Below are 18,705 nucleotides of genomic sequence, written 5' to 3'. Positions count from 1 at the left end.
GCCGCTGAACGTCGCATGTGCAATATCGGGCTTTGATGAAAATATGGGAGTAGCTATGGTGAGAACAACATCAATGATAGGTAGGCACATGTAGGCGCGCGGATGTTAGCTGAATGGGTGTTAGGAGCATTGCACTGGGCAATGCTCCTAATGACAAGTGTTAAAGGTGTTTCTGGCCTCGCACTTGACGGTTTTCACCGACCACCATCATTTCGCATTTAGGACAGTCGAATACCAACTTGAGCACATCGTTACCGATTTCAAGCACCATAGGATCGGCCTTGATGCCTGGTACTTCCTTCGGACACAGATTGAAGTTAAACCGCAGACAATGCTTAGTGATCATCAATGGCACGTCTTCAGTGACGCCGTTTTTCTCATAGGTATCTTGGATCTCAATCACGCCGTGACGTTGATAAAAATCCTTGGCCTTTTCGTTGGCTACGTTGCCTAAGTAACTCAAATGCTTGACGGGATACACTGCATCTTGATTATGTTTCCACGGCAGTGGACGCACATAACCTTGTATACGGGCAGCCTCTAAGGCGGCCACGCCATCACGACGCAGGCCATTGAGCACAGACGCTGGCAAGAACCAGGCTTGCGCCGTATCGATACTGATACTGCGGGCAACAAAGTCGGTACTACCGAGCTTACCCAGCTGAGTGCGGGTATTTTGCAAGGTCTTGTCGACATCTGTCGCAGGTGTCTTCTCGACCGTTAAACTCACTGTGGCGCTTAGGCCATAGATATCGGTCAAGGTCAGCGCCAGTCCGTCTTGAGTGTCGCTCAAACGTAAATCGACGCCGATAATCCGCTTAGAAGATTCTTTCGATAACAGTGCTTCGAAGGCTTGGTTATGGTTACGATATAAGGTCATGCCGACTTTTAAATCCTTTGGCACCTGCAATATATGCAGTTTTAAGCCTTCGGCGCGGTTAACCCGCAGGCCTTGCAGTTTGTCATCCGATTGTTTTGCCATGGCAAAATTCGCAGGGAAAAACGCTAAGCCATCGCCGTTATTAAACTCATGATTTGAGCTCACTTGGATAAAGTCTTTGCCTATGCTGACCACTTTACCGACTTCTTCGCCTATGTATTTTGGCGAGCGGAAATCTTTAATCCCTTGGCTACGTTCGTTAACAAAGTAATCTGTGCTGCCACGGTTAAAGGTCTTTTCAGGATCTGGGATAAAGGAATGTTCACAGCGGCCGTGGGACGAAGCCTTAAACTCAGGACGACGCGCCATAATCGCATCCAGCTTTTGGCGATAATGTGCGGTGACGTTTTTAACGTAACTTAAATCTTTTAAGCGACCTTCAATCTTAAACGAGCGAATGCCCGCATCGATGAGCGCTTCAAGGTTTTCGGTTTGGTTATTGTCTTTTAAAGACAATAAATGTTCATTCTGCGCTAACACATCGCCTTGACGGGTTTTAAGATTGCCCGGCAGACGGCACATTTGCGAGCATTCGCCGCGGTTAGCACTGCGGTTACTAAAGGAATGACTCAAGTTACACAAACCACTGTAAGCCACACACAGAGCGCCGTGGATAAAGAATTCGAGCTGCATATTAGTATGCGCGGCCACATCACGGATTTGGCTCAAGCCTAATTCGCGGGCGAGCACCACCTGAGAAAAACCAACTTGCTCTAAGAACGCCACTTTTTCTGGGCTGCGGTTATCCATTTGGGTACTGGCATGCAGGGCAATCGGCGGCAAATTGAGTTGCAATACACCCATGTCCTGCACAATCAGCGCATCGGCACCGGCTTCGTACAATTGCCAAATGAGTTTTTCGGCGTCGGCCAGTTCGTTATCCATCAAAATAGTATTGAGGGCGACGAATACCTGAGCATGATATTGATGAGCATAAGTACAGAGTCGCGCGATATCTTCAACACTGTTACCTGCCGTTGCCCGCGCACCAAATGCGGGCCCCCCCCCTATGTATACCGCATCGGCACCATGGCGTATGGCTTCGATACCGTAGTCAGCATTTTTTGCAGGCGCCAATAACTCAAGGCGGTTATGGACGTGAGAAAGATTCTCGGGAGTGTATATCTCTGGCTGGCTCATGGCTTCAAAGGCTCAACAGGGTCGTTAACAAAAAAGAGCGTAATTATAGCAAGAACTCAAATCCAGCTCTATCAGCAAATCATCAACTAATACGCTTTACTTCGACGCTTTAGTTATCTCAGAAAGGTTCATGCCACAGGCAATCTTTGGGCGTCGCACTTGCACCCTCAAGCCTAGCAGAGTATCTTTGCGGCGCATTGACGAATAGGCCTCATTATGACTGATTTTATTTACCAACCACCGACAACTCCTTGGCTCGATATTCTTTATCAAGATAAAGACATTATCGTCATAAACAAACCTTCGGGATTGTTGTCTGTGCCCGGTCGCTCCCCCGCCCATTACGACAGTGTCTATGCTCGGGTAAAAGCTGAACATCCCCATAGCCAAATCGTCCACCGCCTCGATATGGCGACCTCAGGCGTGATCGTTGTCGCCCTTATTCGTAGCGCCGAACGTGAATTAAAACGTCAATTCCACGATAGAGAAACCAGCAAGACCTACTTTGCAAGGGTCGCTGGCCATGTCAAGAATGACACTGGTAGTGTTGATTATCCGCTGATCTGCGACTGGCCAAATCGCCCCAAACAGAAAGTCGATCATCTTGTGGGCAAACCGTCTTTAACTCACTACCAAGTAATAAGTCGTGCCAAACGCTCGACGCTGGTGAAACTCACGCCAATTACTGGCCGCTCACACCAATTACGCGTGCATATGATGGCGCTAGGCCATCCGATCTTAGGCGATGGTTTTTATGCCGACCCATTAGCCAAATCCTTAGCGCCTCGCCTATTACTGCATGCGGCAGAGCTCACCATCAAACATCCCTACACGGGTGTCAGTATGACTTTTAGCGCAGAAGTGCCTTTTTGTGAGCCTTTGGGCGAACAATGATCACTAAAATCAACTAAGACGGGCAAAATCGGTAGCAATTCCCCATAAAAAAACGTAACTTTATGACAATTCATTACGTTATAGAGAGTTTATTTATGGATACCGCATTTCAGCGCGATCAACTCGATAATCATATCCTCGAAGCCCTAATGCAGGATGCCCGCACGCCCTTTGCCGAACTCGCTAAACGCTTTAGCGTTAGCGCTGGCACTATCCATGTTCGGGTAGAAAAAATGAAGCAAGCGGGGATCATCACAGGCGCGCAGATCACGGTAAACCCTAAAGCCTTAGGCTATGACGTCTGCTGTTTTATCGGTATCAATCTTAAAAGTGCTGGCGATTATCCTGCCGCCATAGCCAAACTCAACGCCCTCGAAGAAGTCGTCGAAGCCTATTACACCACAGGCAACTACAGTATTTTCGTAAAGGTAATGTGCCAATCCATCGATGGTTTACAGCACGTACTCATCAATCGCATCCAATCTATTGATGAAATCCAGTCAACAGAAACCTTAATCAGCCTACAAAACCCAATAGTCAGAGCGGTTAAGCCTTAGGCAAGAAGATCTCAACTCCTTAAACAGAGTGATATACGGCAAAATATGGCATAAGTCTTTTTTTACCCAAAAGTGTTACCCACATATCACTTTTGTGTTACAACTTCATCGCTACCACCAAAGAGTGCAGCATAACCATAACAATTTAGCTACAAGCACATTCAATAAAGTGCTGAAGGCATTCATTGACAAGGAAGAAGTTGTGAAAACAAAACTATCGATCGCCATTTCAGCGGCGCTGCTTTCAGCTGCCGCCAATGCAGACAATAATACACTTCGTATTAACCAAATCCCAAAGAACCTTACTAACAGCCAACAGAGTCAAACAGCAAATTCTGTTAGTGGGATGAAAGATCAGTATGACGTTAAAACAGGTAATGCCACTTTCCAATGGGCAAAATCTGGCCAAAGAACTCCTGATATGGGTGCCTTAAATGCTAAGTACAAACTCACTTTTGCTGCGGATTATTACCTCAATCAAGTAACTGGATTATCAACAAGTAAAAACACCAGTTTGAAACCAATATTAGCAAGCCTACACGATACTGGCCGCGGTGCTATGATTGCAAAATATCAGCAGGAATATCAAGGTATTGAAGTATTTAATAGTAGTTTTAATGTTTTAATGAATCGAGAGTTTGATTTAGTCGCAACTTCTGGCAGCTTACTACCCGCTAGCACTGCCAATACCACTGAATTGAAAGGCATAAAACCAGATTTTAATGACCCTGCTAATGCAGTAAAAGCCGCCTCTAAAGCAATGGGTGTTGCCGATGTGAGCATCAGTGCGACCTCTAAGATTGGTAAATATCAGTCTTTTAATGTAGCCGCGTCTAGTAGTTCAAAAATACTTAAAGGTGAACCTCGATCTAAACCCGTATTCTTTGAATTGAAGGGCTCGCTGGTTCCTGCGCATTATGTCGAAATTGAAGTCGCCGACAATAAAAGTGTAGATTCTGAATTCTATTCTTTTGTCATTAGTGATCTAGATAACAAAGTTTTATTTAAACATAATCTTACCGCACAGGAAGCCGCATTCAATTACCGCATATACGCAGATGATCAGGGTATTCCATGGGATGGTCCCCATGGCAATGTTGTCCCCGCGATGAGCAAAGACCAAGTTGATGCAACTGAATATTTAGATGCTCCTATGGTCACTATCACTTCAGGCCCAATCAGTACAATGGACCCTTGGTTAACAGAAGAGGCTACAACCACCTCTGGTAACAACGTATTTGCTTACGTAGATGCCCTTGCTCCAGATGGCTTTACCAACGGCGACTTCACTTCTGAGCTCACCAGCGATAAAACCTTCGACTACAAATACAATACAACTCAAGCTGAAAGCTCAGTTAATAACCGTAAGGCATCAATCGTAAACTTGTTCTATATGAACAACTATCTACATGATTTGTTTTATGACCACGGTTTTGATGAGGCTGCGGGTAACGCTCAAGTTCAAAACTATGGTCGTGGCGGCGAAGAAGGTGATGCGATTAGGGCTGAAGTTCAAGATAACTCAGGCTTTAATAATGCCAACATGAGTACACCTGCTGATGGTAATTCACCTAGAATGCAAATGTATCTCTGGGATAGTAAAGACGCCGTAAACGGTGAAGACTATGGCGTAACAGTGACCTCTGATGCTGCTATCGGTTTGCTTGATTCAACACAGCGCGCAGGTTTTGGACAAGGTCAATTTGAAGTCAGTAGCGATGTGGTTCGTTTAGTCGATGATGTAGCACCCGTTAACGATGGCTGTACTGCACCAACAAATGCTGCTGAATTAGCAGGCAAAATTGCCATTATTGATCGTGGAGTCTGTGGGTTTACCGTTAAAGCTAAGTTTGCTCAGCAAGCAGGCGCTATCGGTGTGCTCATTGCGAATAACTCTGGCACTGTTGAACCGGCACCTATGGGTGGCACCGATGATACAGTTAAAGTCCCAAGTATTGGTTTATCAAAAAATGATGGTGCACTGATTTATGCGCAACTCGACGCGGCTAAACCCGTCACAGTAACCATGTTCAATACTAAGCCATTTAAAGATAGCTCTTGGGATAATGCGATTGTTGCCCACGAATGGGGACACTACATCAGTAACCGTTTAGTAGGCAATTCTTCAGGTCTAATCAACCAACAAGGCCGTTCGATGGGCGAAGGCTGGGGTGATTTCCATGCATTGCTAGTTATATCAGAAGCAGATGATGCACTCATCGCTGGCAACGAATTATTCCAAAAACCTTATGCTGCAATTACATATGTCGCCTCTTTCTATTCTGGCATTCGTAATTACCCTTACAGTACTGATATGGAAGTGAACCCGCTCACTTTCGGTAATGTTGAACTAGGCAAAGGAACAGGAGCAGATGTTAATGGTAATGCTGAAGTCCATGATGCAGGTGAACCATGGGCTGCAATGCTATGGGATTGTTATGTTTCATTAATCAACGACGAACGCTATAGCTTTGCTGAAGCTCGCAGCATGATGATGAATTACCTCGTTGCAGCTTATAAGATGACACCAATTGCGCCAACCTATACCGAGGCTCGTGACGCCTTGCTTGCCGCAGCCTACGCTAGTGAACCTAAAGACTATGAACTGTTCCTAAAAGCCTTTGCTCGTCGTGGTATGGGTCTTGGTGCTGTATCTCCTGAACGTTACGACGCTAAACATCAAGGGGTTGTAGAGTCCTATAAGACTGAGCTATCAACCTTCAATGTAGCAAGTCACACAGTTAATGCCGATTATGAAGGCATGACAGTAGGCTACTGCAGCAAAGATGGTATTTTAGATAAAGGTGAGACTGGAACTGTTAGCTTCACGATAGCTAACCGAGGCAGCAAAGCGTTTGCAGGGCTCGAAGGAAAAATTGAGGTTACAAGTGGCCAGAATATTACCTTTGCTAATGATGGCAAAGTGACATTTGGTGCTTTAGGACTATATGCCGAGGCAACAAGCACACCTATTGAGCTGACACTCAATGATGCTGCAACTGCCGATACTATCGAGCTAAAACTGACATTCCCAACGTTAGAGGAAGGGACTGAGGCCGATGAGTATAGCTTTACTACTACCGTCAATTTAGACTTTAAAGACAAGTCTCTTGTTGGCAATATGTCTGTAAGTGATATGGAAAATCAGGCAGGGTTAGTTGATTTTAAAGAGCACATCATCAGCGGTGGCGATATGGCCAAAGGCACTGCAAAACTTGAAAGCGATTATGCTGACTACTTCCCAGTCGATACTCAATACCTTCGTATTGCCAACAACGGTTTCGCTTCAGACGTTGCCTACGAAACTAAACCCGTAACGGTTGGCTATGGTGGCGACTTCAAAATTAGCTGGTTCCAATACTTTGAAATTGAAGAAAACTATGACGGTGGTGTAGTTGAAATCAGCATCAACGGTGGTGACTGGGCCGATGTAACTAAAATGGGTGGTGCATTTGAAGGCGCTGGCTATACAGGTGAGTTGGCAGATTTACTTCCAGGCCGGAAAGCCTTTACTGGCATCATGGCCTCCGCTGGCGAGATAGAAACCGTTAACTTTGGTACAGCATTAAATGGTAACGAAGTTCGCTTCCGCTTCCGTATTGTCTCTGATACTAACTCAAATGAATTTGGTTGGATTGTCGATAATGTCACCTTCTCAAATATTGTAACGAGTGTGTTTCATGAGCAGACGGCTGGCGATGTCAATCCATGCGACAACCGCTTGCCAAGCGTCACCTTGGCTGCAAGTGCGACTGAAGTCAAAGAGGGTGATGCAGTTACGATCAACGCCACAGCTGTTGATGCTAACGCCAGTGATACACTCACTTATACTTGGACACAAACCTCTGGCGCTACAGCGACACTTACAGGTGCCAACACCGCATCCTTAAGCTTCGCTGCACCGCAGGTTAGCAAACTCGAAACACTAGCATTTAGTCTGACGGTAAATGATGGTACCGCTGATGTTGTCAAAACGATATCAGTTAAAGTGAGAGATGTTCCTGAACCGACACCAACAGTAGTATCAAATAGAAACTCTGGTGGTAGTTTAGGTTGGCTATCATTCATCTTGTTACCTTTGGCAGCACTACGCCGCCGTAAATAATAAGATTAACCAAAATTAAAAAAGCCGCAATTTGCGGCTTTTTTATTATCTGTACTGATGCCCAACTCTCTCTAAATAATGGGTGTTCTATCCATTGGACTATAATCAACTTCCAACTCAGCCTGACCAAACTCCTGCAGATGTTTAAGCACATCAAGCAATAAAATACGGCTATCGAGTGGGATCAGTCGATAGGTATTCTCGGCAATGTTATCAATGCTAAAGCCAGAGGAGAATGTTGATAATGGCAACTGACTAACAAGTATTAACGAACCTTTTAGCTTTCCAAATACAGACATTTGCGTATCGTAAACCACGGTTCCTTTCACTAACTGATCCGTTGAGGTAGTAAACTGACGACCATTAAATTGATAACGATACAATTTATTTTTCTCAGTAGATGAATTAACACCTTTGGGTGCTGGAGCTACTTTTTGCAGTGGATTTAATACAACATCTTGTGCGGGTGAAGTTGCAACCTTAGCACTATTATCTGAGAGGTTGTCAGTGGCTACCGTTTCGTTTTTTGCATTAGTACAGCCAAATAAACAACTCACAACAAGCATATATAAAGTATTTCTCATACTTTTACCCTTAAAAACGACGAGCCGAGTTATAGATTTACCTTAACAAGTTCCTATAGCAAATGAAGCAAAATAATGCCTAAACCAAAATTTACGTATAAAAAGGGCATTAAAATTTATGCCCTTCAAATCTCAATCTTAATTTTAAGCAGTTACGAACGTAACCCTATTCCGCGCGAGACTAAGTAATACGCTAAGGTCCACAGGGCGACACAGAAACCGATCATAATGGCGATGGACAATGGCACACTGATGTCGGCGAAGCCTAAAAAGCCATAGCGGAACACGTTGATCATATAGACCACAGGGTTGAGTGCCGACACGCCTTGCCAGAAAGGGGGCAAAAGTGACAGCGAGTAAAATACCCCGCCAAGGTAAGTTAATGGGGTAAGCACAAAAGTGGGGATGATACTGATATCATCAAAACTTTTTGCAAAAACAGCGTTAATCAAGCCACCTAAGGAGAATAGCACTGAGGTTAAAAACACTGTCATTACCACTAAACCAGCATGATGCAAGCTAATATCAACGAAGAACATGGCCACAAGCGTCACTATTAGGCCGACACACAAACCGCGCGCCACGCCGCCACCAACATAACCTGCAATCAACACATAATGGGGCACAGGAGCCACCATCAGCTCTTCTAAATTGCGTTGAAACTTAGCACTGTAGAATGAGCTCGCCACGTTCGAGTAAGAGTTAGTGATCACCGACATCATGATCAAACCTGGGGCGATAAACTCCATATAAGATACGCCGCCCATCTCTCCAATTCGGCTGCCGACTAAGTTACCAAAGATCAAGAAATACAAGGTCATGGTAATCGCAGGCGGCACTAAAGTCTGGATCCAAATTCGCGTAAACCGATTAATTTCTTTGCTTAAGATGCTTTTAAAGGCGATAAAGTAGAGCTGATTCATGCAGAGACTCCCTGAGTTTTCTTCACGAGTTCGACGAAGAGTTCTTCTAAGCGATTAGACTTGTTGCGCATCGATAGCACTTCTATATTGGCCGCACTTAATTGGCTAAAGACATCGTTGAGATTTTGCTCTTTAACCACATCCACCTCTAAGGTATGAGAGTCAGTTAAGCGACACGCCATGCCATCGAGTACCGGTGCCGTTACTGTATCGCGACGCAGATCGAGAATAAACGTCTCCATATTCAGCTTACTGAGCAGCGCCTTCATGCTAGTGCATTCCACTAAAATGCCTTTGTCGATAATGCCGATATTACGGCAAAGCATTTCAGCCTCTTCAAGGTAATGGGTGGTCAGGATGATCGTCACGCCTTGCTGATTAATTTGTTTGAGGAACTCCCACATAGAGCGACGCAGTTCAATATCCACGCCTGCGGTAGGCTCATCTAAAATCAACAACTTAGGTTCATGCATCAGGGCGCGGGCGATCATTAACCGTCGCTTCATGCCGCCGGATAATTCCCGCGATTGGCTATTACGTTTCTCCCACAAATCCAGTTGGCTTAAGTATTTTTTAGCGCGTTCAAGGGCAACAGGCTTAGGCACACCATAGTAACCCGCTTGATTCACCACGATTTGCAGTACGGTTTCAAACTGGTTGAAGTTAAACTCTTGCGGCACTAGACCAATACAAAGCTTGGCGTGTTCTAGCTGCTTATCGATATCATAATCAAAGACTTTGACCGAACCTGAACTCTTCTGCACTAAGGAGCTTATAATACCAATCGTGGTGGATTTACCCGCACCATTGGGGCCGAGTAAGGCAAAGAAATCCCCTTGATTGACGGTGAGGCTGATGCCTTTGACCGCTTCGACGCCGCCTTTATAGGTTTTTTTAAGCCCTTCGAGTACCAGAGCATGGGTAATATTCGCCATATTTGTACCGATCCTTACACATTAGAAAGTAATAAGATGGTGCTAAAAAACACAATTACAATGATGGGTTGCAGAACTAAAGCAAAAAATTAGCTAATCGATTGAAAAACCAATCTTTAATGGTTCAATTATTTATACTATTTTTTATATAACCGTAAAAAGCAAAACTCCCGCCTGTTGCGGGAGTTTTAAACGGTATCGGACACTTAATCGAGTGGCACGACTTTCGCGATGTAAGGTAGATTGCGATATTGCTCTGCATAATCAATACCATAACCCACGATAAACTCATCAGGGATAGTGAAACCGATAAAATCGACCTTCACATCCACTTCACGACGTTCAGGTTTATCCAGCAGGGTGCACAGTGCAAGGCTCTTAGGCTCGCGCAGTAACAGCATCTCGCGCACTTTGCTTAAGGTGTTACCTGAGTCAATCAAGTCTTCCACAATCAATACATCGCGACCGGCGATATCTGATTGCACATCTTTCAGCACTTTCACATCCCGTGAGCTGGTCATAGCATTGCCATAACTGGAAACCGACATAAAATCGATTTCAACATGGCCTTTAATTCGGCGACACAGGTCAGCCATAAAGACCACTGAGCCTTTTAACAAGCCTACCATCAGCAGACGTTCGCTGTGGGCATAATGGGCATTGATTAGCTCGGCCATTTGATCCAATTTCTGGCTTATCTCTTCCGCAGAGATCATCACTTCGGTGGTGTGTTTCATATAAGTCTCAATTGTCGAGGTCGCGGTTAGACTGTTTGTCATAACCCCAGCGACTCGTTAATGCATGGTCAACGCCCAAATGATCGAGAATTCGAGCGACCATGAAGTCTACCAGATCTTCAACCGATTTGGGATTGTGATAAAAACCGGGGGCGGCGGGCATAATGGTCGCGCCGAGGCGAGAAAGGCTCAACATATGCTCTAAGTGTATGGCACTAAAAGGAGTTTCCCTCGGCACTAGGATAAGTTGGCCGCGCTCTTTAATCACCACATCGGCGGCGCGTTCGAGTAAATTATTACTCATTCCGGTAGCCACAGCCGCTAACGTCCCCGTCGAGCAAGGGCAAATCACCATTTGTTTAGGTGCGGCGCTACCGGATGCAGGCGGTGAAAACCACTCATCTTTGCCTAACACCACTAACTCGCCAGTGATAATCACGCCTTTTTCGTGCAGTAAAGCCAACAGCTGGGCATGGGCTTTGTCGCTGTTGGCGCTTAACTGCAGACCGTGTTCAGTCGCTAATACTACCCGAGCAGCACTAGAGATCATCAAAAACACTTGATAACCCGATACCAACAGACACTCGAGCAACTTAAGGCCATAGGGCGCACCCGAGGCGCCCGTCCAAGCTAAGCTAATTGCCTTTGTCGACTTTGCGTAGCTCATCTTAAACCTGCTCTACAGTTGAACGCAGCTCTAATGCGGCCAGCAGCTTCTTATGTAAACCGCCAAAACCGCCGTTACTCATCACCACTATGGTGTCGCCCGCTTTGGCCGTTGCCGTTACTTTGGCGACCACATCATCAATTTGATGTAACACAGTCACGGGGATCACCGCCGCTTCCATGGCTTCTTTCATATTCCAGCCGATGGTATCGGCTTGATATAAAAAGGCTTCGTCGGCTTGCATCATAGAAAAAGCTAAAGTGTCTTTATGGACACCGCTCTTCATGGTGTTTGAGCGCGGCTCGAGTACCACAGTAATCTTGCTCTGGCCGACCTTAGCCCGCATGCCTTTTAACGTGGTCGCAATGGCCGTTGGATGGTGGGCAAAGTCATCGTAAACGCTCACGCCGTTAACGATTCCGAGTAATTCGAGTCGACGTTTAGGTGGCATAAACTTAGCTAAGGCTTCAATTGCAGCACTCGGCTTAACGCCCACGTGACGCGCGGCAGCAATGGCCATCATGGCGTTTTCAATATTGTGCTGACCAATCAAATCCCATTCGAGAATACCTTGGGACTCACCATCAAAAAACACTTCAAATCGATGGCAATCATCACTTAAGGCTTTGCCATACCAACCGCTGGTCGATTCGGTTAAATGATAGGTTTCTTGCTCGCTCCAGCAACCCATATCAATCGTCTGCTTAACAGCATGGGAATCGGCGGGCCAAACGATCTTTCCTTCGCCAGGTACAGTGCGAACTAAATGATTAAACTGTTTTTGAATCGCGGCCAGATCGGCAAAAATATCGGCATGATCGAACTCAAGATTGTTTATCACTAAGGTACGCGGATGATAATGCACGAATTTCGAACGTTTATCGAAGAAGGCACTGTCGTATTCATCGGCCTCAACCACAAAGAAAGCCGTCTTGCCTAAACGCGCCGACACACCAAAGTTTTGCGGTACACCACCGATTAAGAACCCAGGCTCATAACCACAATCATCTAAAATCCAGGCTAACATGCTAGAAGTCGAGGTTTTACCGTGAGTGCCAGACACTGCCAGTACCCAACGCTCAGGCAAAATATGATCGGCTAAAAACTGCGGGCCAGAGGTATAAGGGATGCCAATGTTCAACACGGCTTCCACGCAAGGATTACCACGGCTCATGGCATTACCAATGACAACTAAGTCAGGATAATGCCCTGCTTCACCCAGCTGGCTGGGATCAAAACCTTGAATAAGCTCAATGCCTTGGTCCTCTAGTTGCGTGCTCATTGGAGGATAGACATTGGCATCCGAGCCCGTCACTCTGTGCCCTTTTGCCCTAGCCAATAACGCTAGACCACCCATGAAGGTTCCACAAATTCCTAAAATATGTACGTGCATACCGCTCGCTCTGATGTTTTGAATTCAATGCCATTCTAATCCATCGGGCGACAGATTGGCAGGTAACAATCGGCGAAAAGCACTGCAATCGCAAATGACAGTTTTTAAATCCGTGGATTTCACATTCGAGTTGCAGAACTGAGATTTTTAGATAACAGGAAAACTAACACAAGGCCGAAAACTGTTGCAATGCAAGTACTAACGTAAGTCACGGTAGAGCTGAGCGTGCTGGCTACGGTGACGACTAAATAAGAATTGACGTAACGCTTCACGCTCTTCGGTTTCAGCCTGAAACTTAACGAAGGCCAGACCTTTCTCGCTACGAATAGGCTCGATATCGACGCGCATAGTCTCGCCATTGGGCAGTTGTAATTGCAGATCTTTACTGCCTAACAATTGCTTAAATTGCTGCTGCGATTTAGCGCGAATAGCCATGCCAGAACTGGATAACGAGGCAACTGACCATTGCTCACCTTGATCGTGGTCGAATATCCATACATCATCGGCTTGGGTTAACCGCCAACTGCGCTCCACTCCCGAGGCATCGAGTACTTCAGGCACGCCTAAAGTGGGTTGAAACTGTCCAAAGTCATCCACTTTCATCAGTAGCGGAAACCAGAGTTTATAGGGCCCGACTTCGGCTAATAGAGTGAGTTTTGCCTTACCGAGAATCGAAGCGATAACTTGCGGCACTTCAGTTGTGACTGTGAGCACGTGATTGACAAGGGGATCGTTAGTCAAGGCAGTGCCCACACGAGTCGGCGAAAAAAGTTCGCTAAAACAAGCAAGCTCCTCCGCGGATAATCGAGGTTCATCCATCATGATAAGTCCTCCCAAGTTAAATTCCTTATCCCAAAAAGTACCACCAAAGTATGGGATTGTACATTTTTACACCAAAACAGTGGCAAAAAACGGAATATAGGCTAGCAAGGCTAAATTCAAGACTCTATTAGCCATTTGCGCTATTTAACTTGGAAAATGCAGTGGATTGTTATTCCTCGCTTTTTAAACTGCTGGAAGGCGGAGCAAACAAGATACGTAGTCGTTGTTTAACACTCAAGCCTGTCGCGGTGACCTCAGCAAACATGTCTCGCCATTCGCTAAACGTCACTTTAAGGGGATTAAAACTATTCACAGGCTTAGTGATACCGTAAACCACAGTCTCTACCTCGGGCTCAAAAGTACCAAACAGCTTGTCCCAGATAATCAGCACACCCGCATAGTTTTTATCTATATATTGGGGATTACGACCGTGGTGCACCCTGTGATGTGACGGTGTATTGAAGACCCATTCCAGCGGTCCGAGTGATTTAATCGCTTGGGTATGCACAAAAAATTGCAATCCCAGATTGAGTAATACCACAAATACCACCCAGTTTGGGTCGAAACCTATGACCACCAGCGGCAACCAAAACACCCACATGCCCGCAAACGGATACATTAAACTCTGGCGAAACGCCGTGCTAAAATTCATATTCTCAGAGCTATGGTGCACCACGTGAGCCGCCCACATCCAGCGCACTCTATGGCTCGCCCTGTGGAACCAGTAATAACAAAAGTCCTGCGCGATCATCAAGGCAATAAAGCTTAATGGGCCCATTTCAATATCGAATAACTTCCAACCAAACATCGCCAGATACAGCTTAGCGATCAACAAGCCAGTGAGCAGATCGGCGCCTTGATGCATGGCCGCGAGGCTGAAATTACACAGCACTTCTTGGCCACGATAACGTGCACTTAACGGTAGCCTTTGTCTTTTATCGCCAAAGTACCATTCCAGCAAAATACACACGAAAAACAAAGGTGCGAGCACTAGCAGTAACAGCTCTGGGTGCTGGATCAGCGAGGCGATATCCATATAAGGTCGTCCTGTTCTCTTGTTGTTTTATGACTATTTTTAGTGTTTTTATATCGATTCTGAGCGAACTTTATAAACTGCATTAAACGCCACAACACAGACAACAGCGGTCGGTTAGTAACGTTTGACGACCCGCATTCGGTTACCAGCGGGCATAGTGATCTTCGGCGAGCCCCAGAACATTATTTATCTGGTAACTGTGTCCTTGATTATCGGTAATAGTGCCGCTGAAATGGCCGATGAATTGGCGGAAATTACTCTTAAGCAAGAGCAAATTACGCTTTTCACTGCGACAATTGCGCGCCGCAAACTGTAAATCCACTTGGCCATTTTGACTGTAGACTCGCCAAACCTCGGCGCCGAGCGTGGCATGTCGATCAAACTCAAATTGCACTGACCCGAGTAAATGACGCTCGCCATTAATCCAAAAGACATTTTCAGTAGCGCCGGTTTCATTGACGCCCGCGGCTAAATTAAGCCCCATAATGCCCTCATGGATCCGCGCGTTGATCGACGCCCAGCGCCAACTGGTATCGCGGCGCATGTAACCCGCCGAAAAATCATAACCAGCTAAAGCGTGATTCAGCGGCTGCGGCTCATGAGCTACAGTCAAACTACCTTTAACCGTCAAACCATTATGTTTCTGTGTGTAAGTCCAGCCGTTGTATCCAGTAGGACTACACATGGCCATAGGCAAACTTAAGGGAGCTGAGTGCAAAGTCACATCGGCTTGAATATTTTTAGTATCAATGATTAACCGCCAACCGCCCTCTACAATCTCAAAGCTTAACTGCGCTCCTTTACGGCCAATACGACTTTTACCCTCGGCAGGCGATGGCGTCATCTGATAGCCAAATCTTAAAGGTTTTAGCCAATCAAGCTGGGTGAGAGTGTTGGTTTTTATATCGTATAAATAACAAAACGCACTGCCGACGTAAGCAATATCGGCGAGTGCGACACCAAGGACATAACGCGGCGTGACCAAAGAGACAAACTGAAACTGTTTATAATCGAAATGCTTGGCCCACGCTGAAGCGGGTTTATCCATAGTGTCGAAATAAGCAAAGTCCGCTAAACCTAAGGTTTTGACTATGCCATCGAAATGGCCGAAATGGGGTAACCCCTTCGGATTGATCAGGCTATCTGGGGCGATTTGCGTTGCTATCGTTAACATGACTAAGCCTTACAGAAATAACGCGGGAGCATCTGTGCTCTCTCATTCTAAACATCGAATTTTTACTCTAACCCGTCCCCCTTTGCATTAAAAGAGTGCAAGGTCAAAATGTTGTCATTTTGTTGCCAGTCAGTATTCTGTTTAATGCTTTATCATCCTAGGTTATAAAACGAAAAAAGCGCCCTAAGGCGCTTTAATGCTAGATGCTAGATGCTAGATGCTAGATGCTAGATGCTAGATGCTAGATGCTAGATGCTAGATGCTAGATGCTAGATGCTAGATGCTAGATGCTAAGCAGGACTAGAATCGATAGCTCATTCCAAAGTTTATCCCCTGCAACTCTAACTCTTTCATCGGAAGATATTCATACTCCAAATTCAAACCGAATCCTGACTTAAAGCGATATTGCCAACCAACCGCGCCATAAAAGCCGACATCGTTCGAGTCCATCTCCTGCTTATGCATCTCATAGCTCACTTGAGTGTAGGCAGCGCCCAGCTTGGCATAAAGGCTGTTACCGCGAGACAACGCATACTCTCCGTAGGCTGTGGTTCTAACACCGTTATAACTCAAGTTTTTTATCTCGCTGATAATACTGACAAGCGCACTCGCAACACCACCGGAACCCGCTAAATAACCCGCTTCAACCCCAAAATGCTCGTTGAGCATATAACGGTAATATAAGTCGCCACTCAGGGTGTCACCGGCATCATATTTACCATTCTTAGTTTCAAACTCTTGGCTACCGTAGCCTAAACTGCCGCCGAGTATATGGGCAGAGTCCCCCGCAAATGCATTGGTGCTCATGATGCTTGACGCCAGTGTCAGGCCCACAATAAACGAAATTATCAACAGTTTTGGCATATTTTTCACCTAAAGAAATGAACTAACCCATAGTGAACGCTGGATATTATCACTAAAAGCTGTACTCCAACTGAATCGAGGTGTTCTGTGGCATCAAAAGTGATTTCTGGTATGCTGTAGCCACTTTTACTTGTACGAGAGATCCCATGAAACGGCTATTACTGACTTTGACTTTTCCCCTGCTGTTCGCGGGCTGTGCCAGCCAAAATCCGACTCATATGGCTTTCAGTCCCCAAGTGCCCAATATCAGCCAACAAACCGCGCAACGTGTTCCTATCTCTCTTGAAACCGTCGATACACGCACCGTCGATTTCGTGGCGCGTTTTATTGAAGAAGGGACAAAAACACGTTTGGTCAGCCCGAGTGAACCGCCTAAATTGCTGCTCGATGAAGTATTCCGCGCCAGCTTTAGCCAAGCGGGTTATCAAATCGATCCTAGCGCGACTAATTCAGTGCAAATTCAATTAGAAGAATTGCAAATGGATGTCACTAAAAAGACTTTTGGCTATGAGGCAAAACACAGTGTGTTAATCGCAGTGCAAGCCAAAAACTCAACCCAAGAACTGGTTAAACGTTATAAGGCAAAAGGCACCTTGAAAGGCCCTTTAACACCCGATTTTGCGACCTTAGAGCTGGATATGAATAAATTACTCGGCCAACTCACAGGTGAAATTCTCAATGATCCTGAGCTTAATCAGTTTCTACAACAATAACAGCGTCAGTTTATTATAAGGAAATCAATATGCTCCGTTGGATATCAGCCCTCTTATTTCTCTTTATGAGTCACAATAGCCTCGCTCTCGACATTCAGGCCGATACCTTGTATCCCAGAGTCGAGTTTGACACTAGCTTAGGCAAAATAGTGGTCGAGCTAGATAGGACACGCGCACCTATCACTGTCGATAACTTTTTAACTTATGTCGTCAAAGGCGAATACGACAACACGATATTTCACCGTGTGATCAGTGACTTTGTGGTGCAAGGCGGTGGACTCACCCCTAAGTATGAAGAGTTGCCAGACGGCAAGCCGATAGTCAACGAATCAGGAAATGGTCTCACCAACAGCATAGGCACTATCGCCATGGCGCGGGAAAACGAGCCGCACTCAGCCACACGCCAGTTCTACTTCAACGTGGCCGACAATACTAAGCTCGACCCATCCAAACGCCGTTGGGGTTATGCCGTATTTGGTGAAGTGATTGAAGGGAAAACTGTCCTCGAAGCTATGGCTGTCGTTGAGACAGGCACGAACACTAAGCTCAATTGGCCTGACGTCCCTGTGACACCTATCGTATTGAAAACCGCCAAGTTATTACCTAAACAGTAATCCAAAAATAATTTCGAGCAAAAGCGCTAATTTTGCATCTATACTGTTATAGCAAACAGAAAGGAGGCAAACGATGACGGCAACTGAGTTCATCGATAATAAAGCGCCCCAACTCGCCTTTTATGGAAAAGCGTTTTTGAGTGAAGAACTCGACTTCCATGAAGTGCAACTTTACTTATGGGACACGTTAGAAGAATGGCAGCAATTGAATTCGACTGGCGAAGCGCAAACGGAAACTGAAAAAGTGTTTTGGCACTTGCTCCACAGCTTTAACAGGTGGCCTGACTGTGTGATCCGCGGCAATCAATATCTGCGTAAGCAAGTGAATGATTGCTGTGACTATCTGAGTTTAGGCGGCCGAGTGCCGCAGGGATGCGTCGGGATAAGACCTTAAGTTCAGCATTCCTATCGATAGAAAATGGCCCTGTTATCAGGGCCTTTTTTTATCGCGCAATTCATTCCTCCCCCTTCATTTTTGTGATCTCTTTTACTCAAGGTATTAGGGGCTGTTGATCTTTCGAGAGTGATTTTTAGACAGCATGGCAAGACGTTATAATTTGCTTCGCCAAAAGTAACCATAACCTCAAGCCATGCCAAGACTTATGCT

Annotated in this window: 17 protein-coding genes; 6 read left to right on the top strand and 11 right to left on the bottom strand. The window is 45.7% G+C overall.

What is annotated here, in order from left to right; all coding sequences use genetic code 11:
- Positions 1-160: 160 nt before the first annotated feature.
- Entirely contained in the window at positions 161-2,080 is a 1,920-nt protein-coding gene (locus tag KV201_RS18940) for a U32 family peptidase (protein WP_226060208.1), read from the bottom strand.
- 216 nt (positions 2,081-2,296) lie between these two features.
- Between KV201_RS18940 and rluA the strand changes: the two genes are divergently transcribed.
- The 3 genes from rluA (at position 2,297) to KV201_RS18925 (ending at position 7,636) form a co-directional block, all read left to right on the top strand.
- Entirely contained in the window at positions 2,297-2,974 is a 678-nt protein-coding gene (rluA, locus tag KV201_RS18935) for a bifunctional tRNA pseudouridine(32) synthase/23S rRNA pseudouridine(746) synthase RluA (protein WP_012588501.1), read from the top strand.
- A gap of 95 nt (positions 2,975-3,069) precedes the next feature.
- Complete coding sequence (gene asnC / locus KV201_RS18930) at positions 3,070-3,531, top strand: transcriptional regulator AsnC (RefSeq protein ID WP_006080290.1); 462 nt, start codon at positions 3,070-3,072, stop codon at positions 3,529-3,531.
- A gap of 169 nt (positions 3,532-3,700) precedes the next feature.
- Positions 3,701-7,636, top strand: coding sequence for a rhombosortase-dependent M36 family metallopeptidase (locus tag KV201_RS18925; RefSeq protein ID WP_226060207.1), 3,936 nt, complete (start codon positions 3,701-3,703; stop codon positions 7,634-7,636).
- 71 nt (positions 7,637-7,707) lie between these two features.
- Here KV201_RS18925 and KV201_RS18920 read toward each other — a convergent pair whose 3' ends face one another.
- The 10 genes from KV201_RS18920 to KV201_RS18875 form a co-directional block, all read right to left on the bottom strand.
- On the bottom strand, positions 7,708-8,220 hold the full coding sequence (locus tag KV201_RS18920) for a hypothetical protein (RefSeq protein ID WP_226060206.1): 513 nt from the start codon (positions 8,218-8,220) through the stop codon (positions 7,708-7,710).
- 152 nt (positions 8,221-8,372) lie between these two features.
- Entirely contained in the window at positions 8,373-9,143 is a 771-nt protein-coding gene (locus KV201_RS18915) for an ABC transporter permease (protein WP_006080287.1), read from the bottom strand.
- The gene (locus KV201_RS18910; protein WP_226060205.1) at positions 9,140-10,078 is read right to left on the bottom strand and encodes an ABC transporter ATP-binding protein; all 939 of its coding nucleotides are present in this window, start codon (positions 10,076-10,078) and stop codon (positions 9,140-9,142) included. Before KV201_RS18910 ends, KV201_RS18915 begins: the two co-directional genes overlap by 4 nt.
- Before the next feature lie 206 nt (positions 10,079-10,284).
- Complete coding sequence (gene hpt / locus KV201_RS18905) at positions 10,285-10,815, bottom strand: hypoxanthine phosphoribosyltransferase (protein ID WP_011845844.1); 531 nt, start codon at positions 10,813-10,815, stop codon at positions 10,285-10,287.
- Between the two features lie 7 nt (positions 10,816-10,822).
- Complete coding sequence (locus KV201_RS18900) at positions 10,823-11,482, bottom strand: flavin prenyltransferase UbiX (protein ID WP_226060204.1); 660 nt, start codon at positions 11,480-11,482, stop codon at positions 10,823-10,825.
- A gap of 1 nt (position 11,483) precedes the next feature.
- Positions 11,484-12,875, bottom strand: coding sequence for a UDP-N-acetylmuramate:L-alanyl-gamma-D-glutamyl-meso-diaminopimelate ligase (gene mpl, locus KV201_RS18895; protein WP_226060203.1), 1,392 nt, complete (start codon positions 12,873-12,875; stop codon positions 11,484-11,486).
- 198 nt (positions 12,876-13,073) lie between these two features.
- Complete coding sequence (locus tag KV201_RS18890) at positions 13,074-13,697, bottom strand: hypothetical protein (protein WP_006080282.1); 624 nt, start codon at positions 13,695-13,697, stop codon at positions 13,074-13,076.
- 169 nt (positions 13,698-13,866) lie between these two features.
- Complete coding sequence (locus KV201_RS18885; RefSeq protein ID WP_226060202.1) at positions 13,867-14,733, bottom strand: sterol desaturase family protein; 867 nt, start codon at positions 14,731-14,733, stop codon at positions 13,867-13,869.
- A 142-nt stretch (positions 14,734-14,875) separates the two neighbouring features.
- Positions 14,876-15,907: a DUF2804 domain-containing protein gene (locus KV201_RS18880; protein ID WP_226060201.1), complete on the bottom strand. Its 1,032-nt coding sequence runs from the start codon at positions 15,905-15,907 to the stop codon at positions 14,876-14,878.
- Positions 15,908-16,207: 300 nt separating this feature from the next.
- Positions 16,208-16,771: a porin family protein gene (locus tag KV201_RS18875; RefSeq protein WP_226060200.1), complete on the bottom strand. Its 564-nt coding sequence runs from the start codon at positions 16,769-16,771 to the stop codon at positions 16,208-16,210.
- Positions 16,772-16,917: 146 nt separating this feature from the next.
- Here KV201_RS18875 and KV201_RS18870 point away from each other — a divergent pair, with 146 nt between their 5' ends.
- From KV201_RS18870 to KV201_RS18860, 3 genes are all read left to right on the top strand, one after another.
- Complete coding sequence (locus tag KV201_RS18870; protein WP_226060199.1) at positions 16,918-17,484, top strand: YajG family lipoprotein; 567 nt, start codon at positions 16,918-16,920, stop codon at positions 17,482-17,484.
- Positions 17,485-17,513: 29 nt separating this feature from the next.
- Positions 17,514-18,098 carry a peptidylprolyl isomerase gene (locus KV201_RS18865; RefSeq protein ID WP_106651567.1) on the top strand — a complete coding sequence of 195 codons (585 nt, stop codon included), beginning with the start codon at positions 17,514-17,516 and terminating at the stop codon, positions 18,096-18,098.
- A 73-nt stretch (positions 18,099-18,171) separates the two neighbouring features.
- Positions 18,172-18,492, top strand: coding sequence for a hypothetical protein (locus KV201_RS18860; RefSeq protein ID WP_006080276.1), 321 nt, complete (start codon positions 18,172-18,174; stop codon positions 18,490-18,492).
- Positions 18,493-18,705: the final 213 nt, after the last annotated feature.

Source organism: Shewanella sp. SR1, from assembly GCF_020447145.1.
Taxonomy (GTDB): domain Bacteria; phylum Pseudomonadota; class Gammaproteobacteria; order Enterobacterales; family Shewanellaceae; genus Shewanella; species Shewanella baltica.
The sequence above is the reverse complement of the archived record's forward strand: the minus strand, read 5'-3'. Positions and strand labels throughout refer to the sequence as shown.

Excerpts from the sequence above, each read along its gene's own strand:
- KV201_RS18940 (WP_226060208.1), bottom strand. The coding sequence starts at position 2,080 with ATGAGCCAGCCAGAGATATACACTCCCGAGAATCTTTCTCACGTCCAT.
- rluA (WP_012588501.1), top strand. The coding sequence starts at position 2,297 with ATGACTGATTTTATTTACCAACCACCGACAACTCCTTGGCTCGATATT.
- asnC (WP_006080290.1), top strand. The coding sequence starts at position 3,070 with ATGGATACCGCATTTCAGCGCGATCAACTCGATAATCATATCCTCGAA.
- KV201_RS18920 (WP_226060206.1), bottom strand. The coding sequence starts at position 8,220 with ATGAGAAATACTTTATATATGCTTGTTGTGAGTTGTTTATTTGGCTGT.
- KV201_RS18915 (WP_006080287.1), bottom strand. The coding sequence starts at position 9,143 with ATGAATCAGCTCTACTTTATCGCCTTTAAAAGCATCTTAAGCAAAGAA.
- KV201_RS18910 (WP_226060205.1), bottom strand. The coding sequence starts at position 10,078 with ATGGCGAATATTACCCATGCTCTGGTACTCGAAGGGCTTAAAAAAACC.
- hpt (WP_011845844.1), bottom strand. The coding sequence starts at position 10,815 with ATGAAACACACCACCGAAGTGATGATCTCTGCGGAAGAGATAAGCCAG.
- KV201_RS18900 (WP_226060204.1), bottom strand. The coding sequence starts at position 11,482 with ATGAGCTACGCAAAGTCGACAAAGGCAATTAGCTTAGCTTGGACGGGC.
- mpl (WP_226060203.1), bottom strand. The coding sequence starts at position 12,875 with ATGCACGTACATATTTTAGGAATTTGTGGAACCTTCATGGGTGGTCTA.
- KV201_RS18890 (WP_006080282.1), bottom strand. The coding sequence starts at position 13,697 with ATGATGGATGAACCTCGATTATCCGCGGAGGAGCTTGCTTGTTTTAGC.
- KV201_RS18885 (WP_226060202.1), bottom strand. The coding sequence starts at position 14,733 with ATGGATATCGCCTCGCTGATCCAGCACCCAGAGCTGTTACTGCTAGTG.
- KV201_RS18880 (WP_226060201.1), bottom strand. The coding sequence starts at position 15,907 with ATGTTAACGATAGCAACGCAAATCGCCCCAGATAGCCTGATCAATCCG.
- KV201_RS18875 (WP_226060200.1), bottom strand. The coding sequence starts at position 16,771 with ATGCCAAAACTGTTGATAATTTCGTTTATTGTGGGCCTGACACTGGCG.
- KV201_RS18870 (WP_226060199.1), top strand. The coding sequence starts at position 16,918 with ATGAAACGGCTATTACTGACTTTGACTTTTCCCCTGCTGTTCGCGGGC.
- KV201_RS18865 (WP_106651567.1), top strand. The coding sequence starts at position 17,514 with ATGCTCCGTTGGATATCAGCCCTCTTATTTCTCTTTATGAGTCACAAT.
- KV201_RS18860 (WP_006080276.1), top strand. The coding sequence starts at position 18,172 with ATGACGGCAACTGAGTTCATCGATAATAAAGCGCCCCAACTCGCCTTT.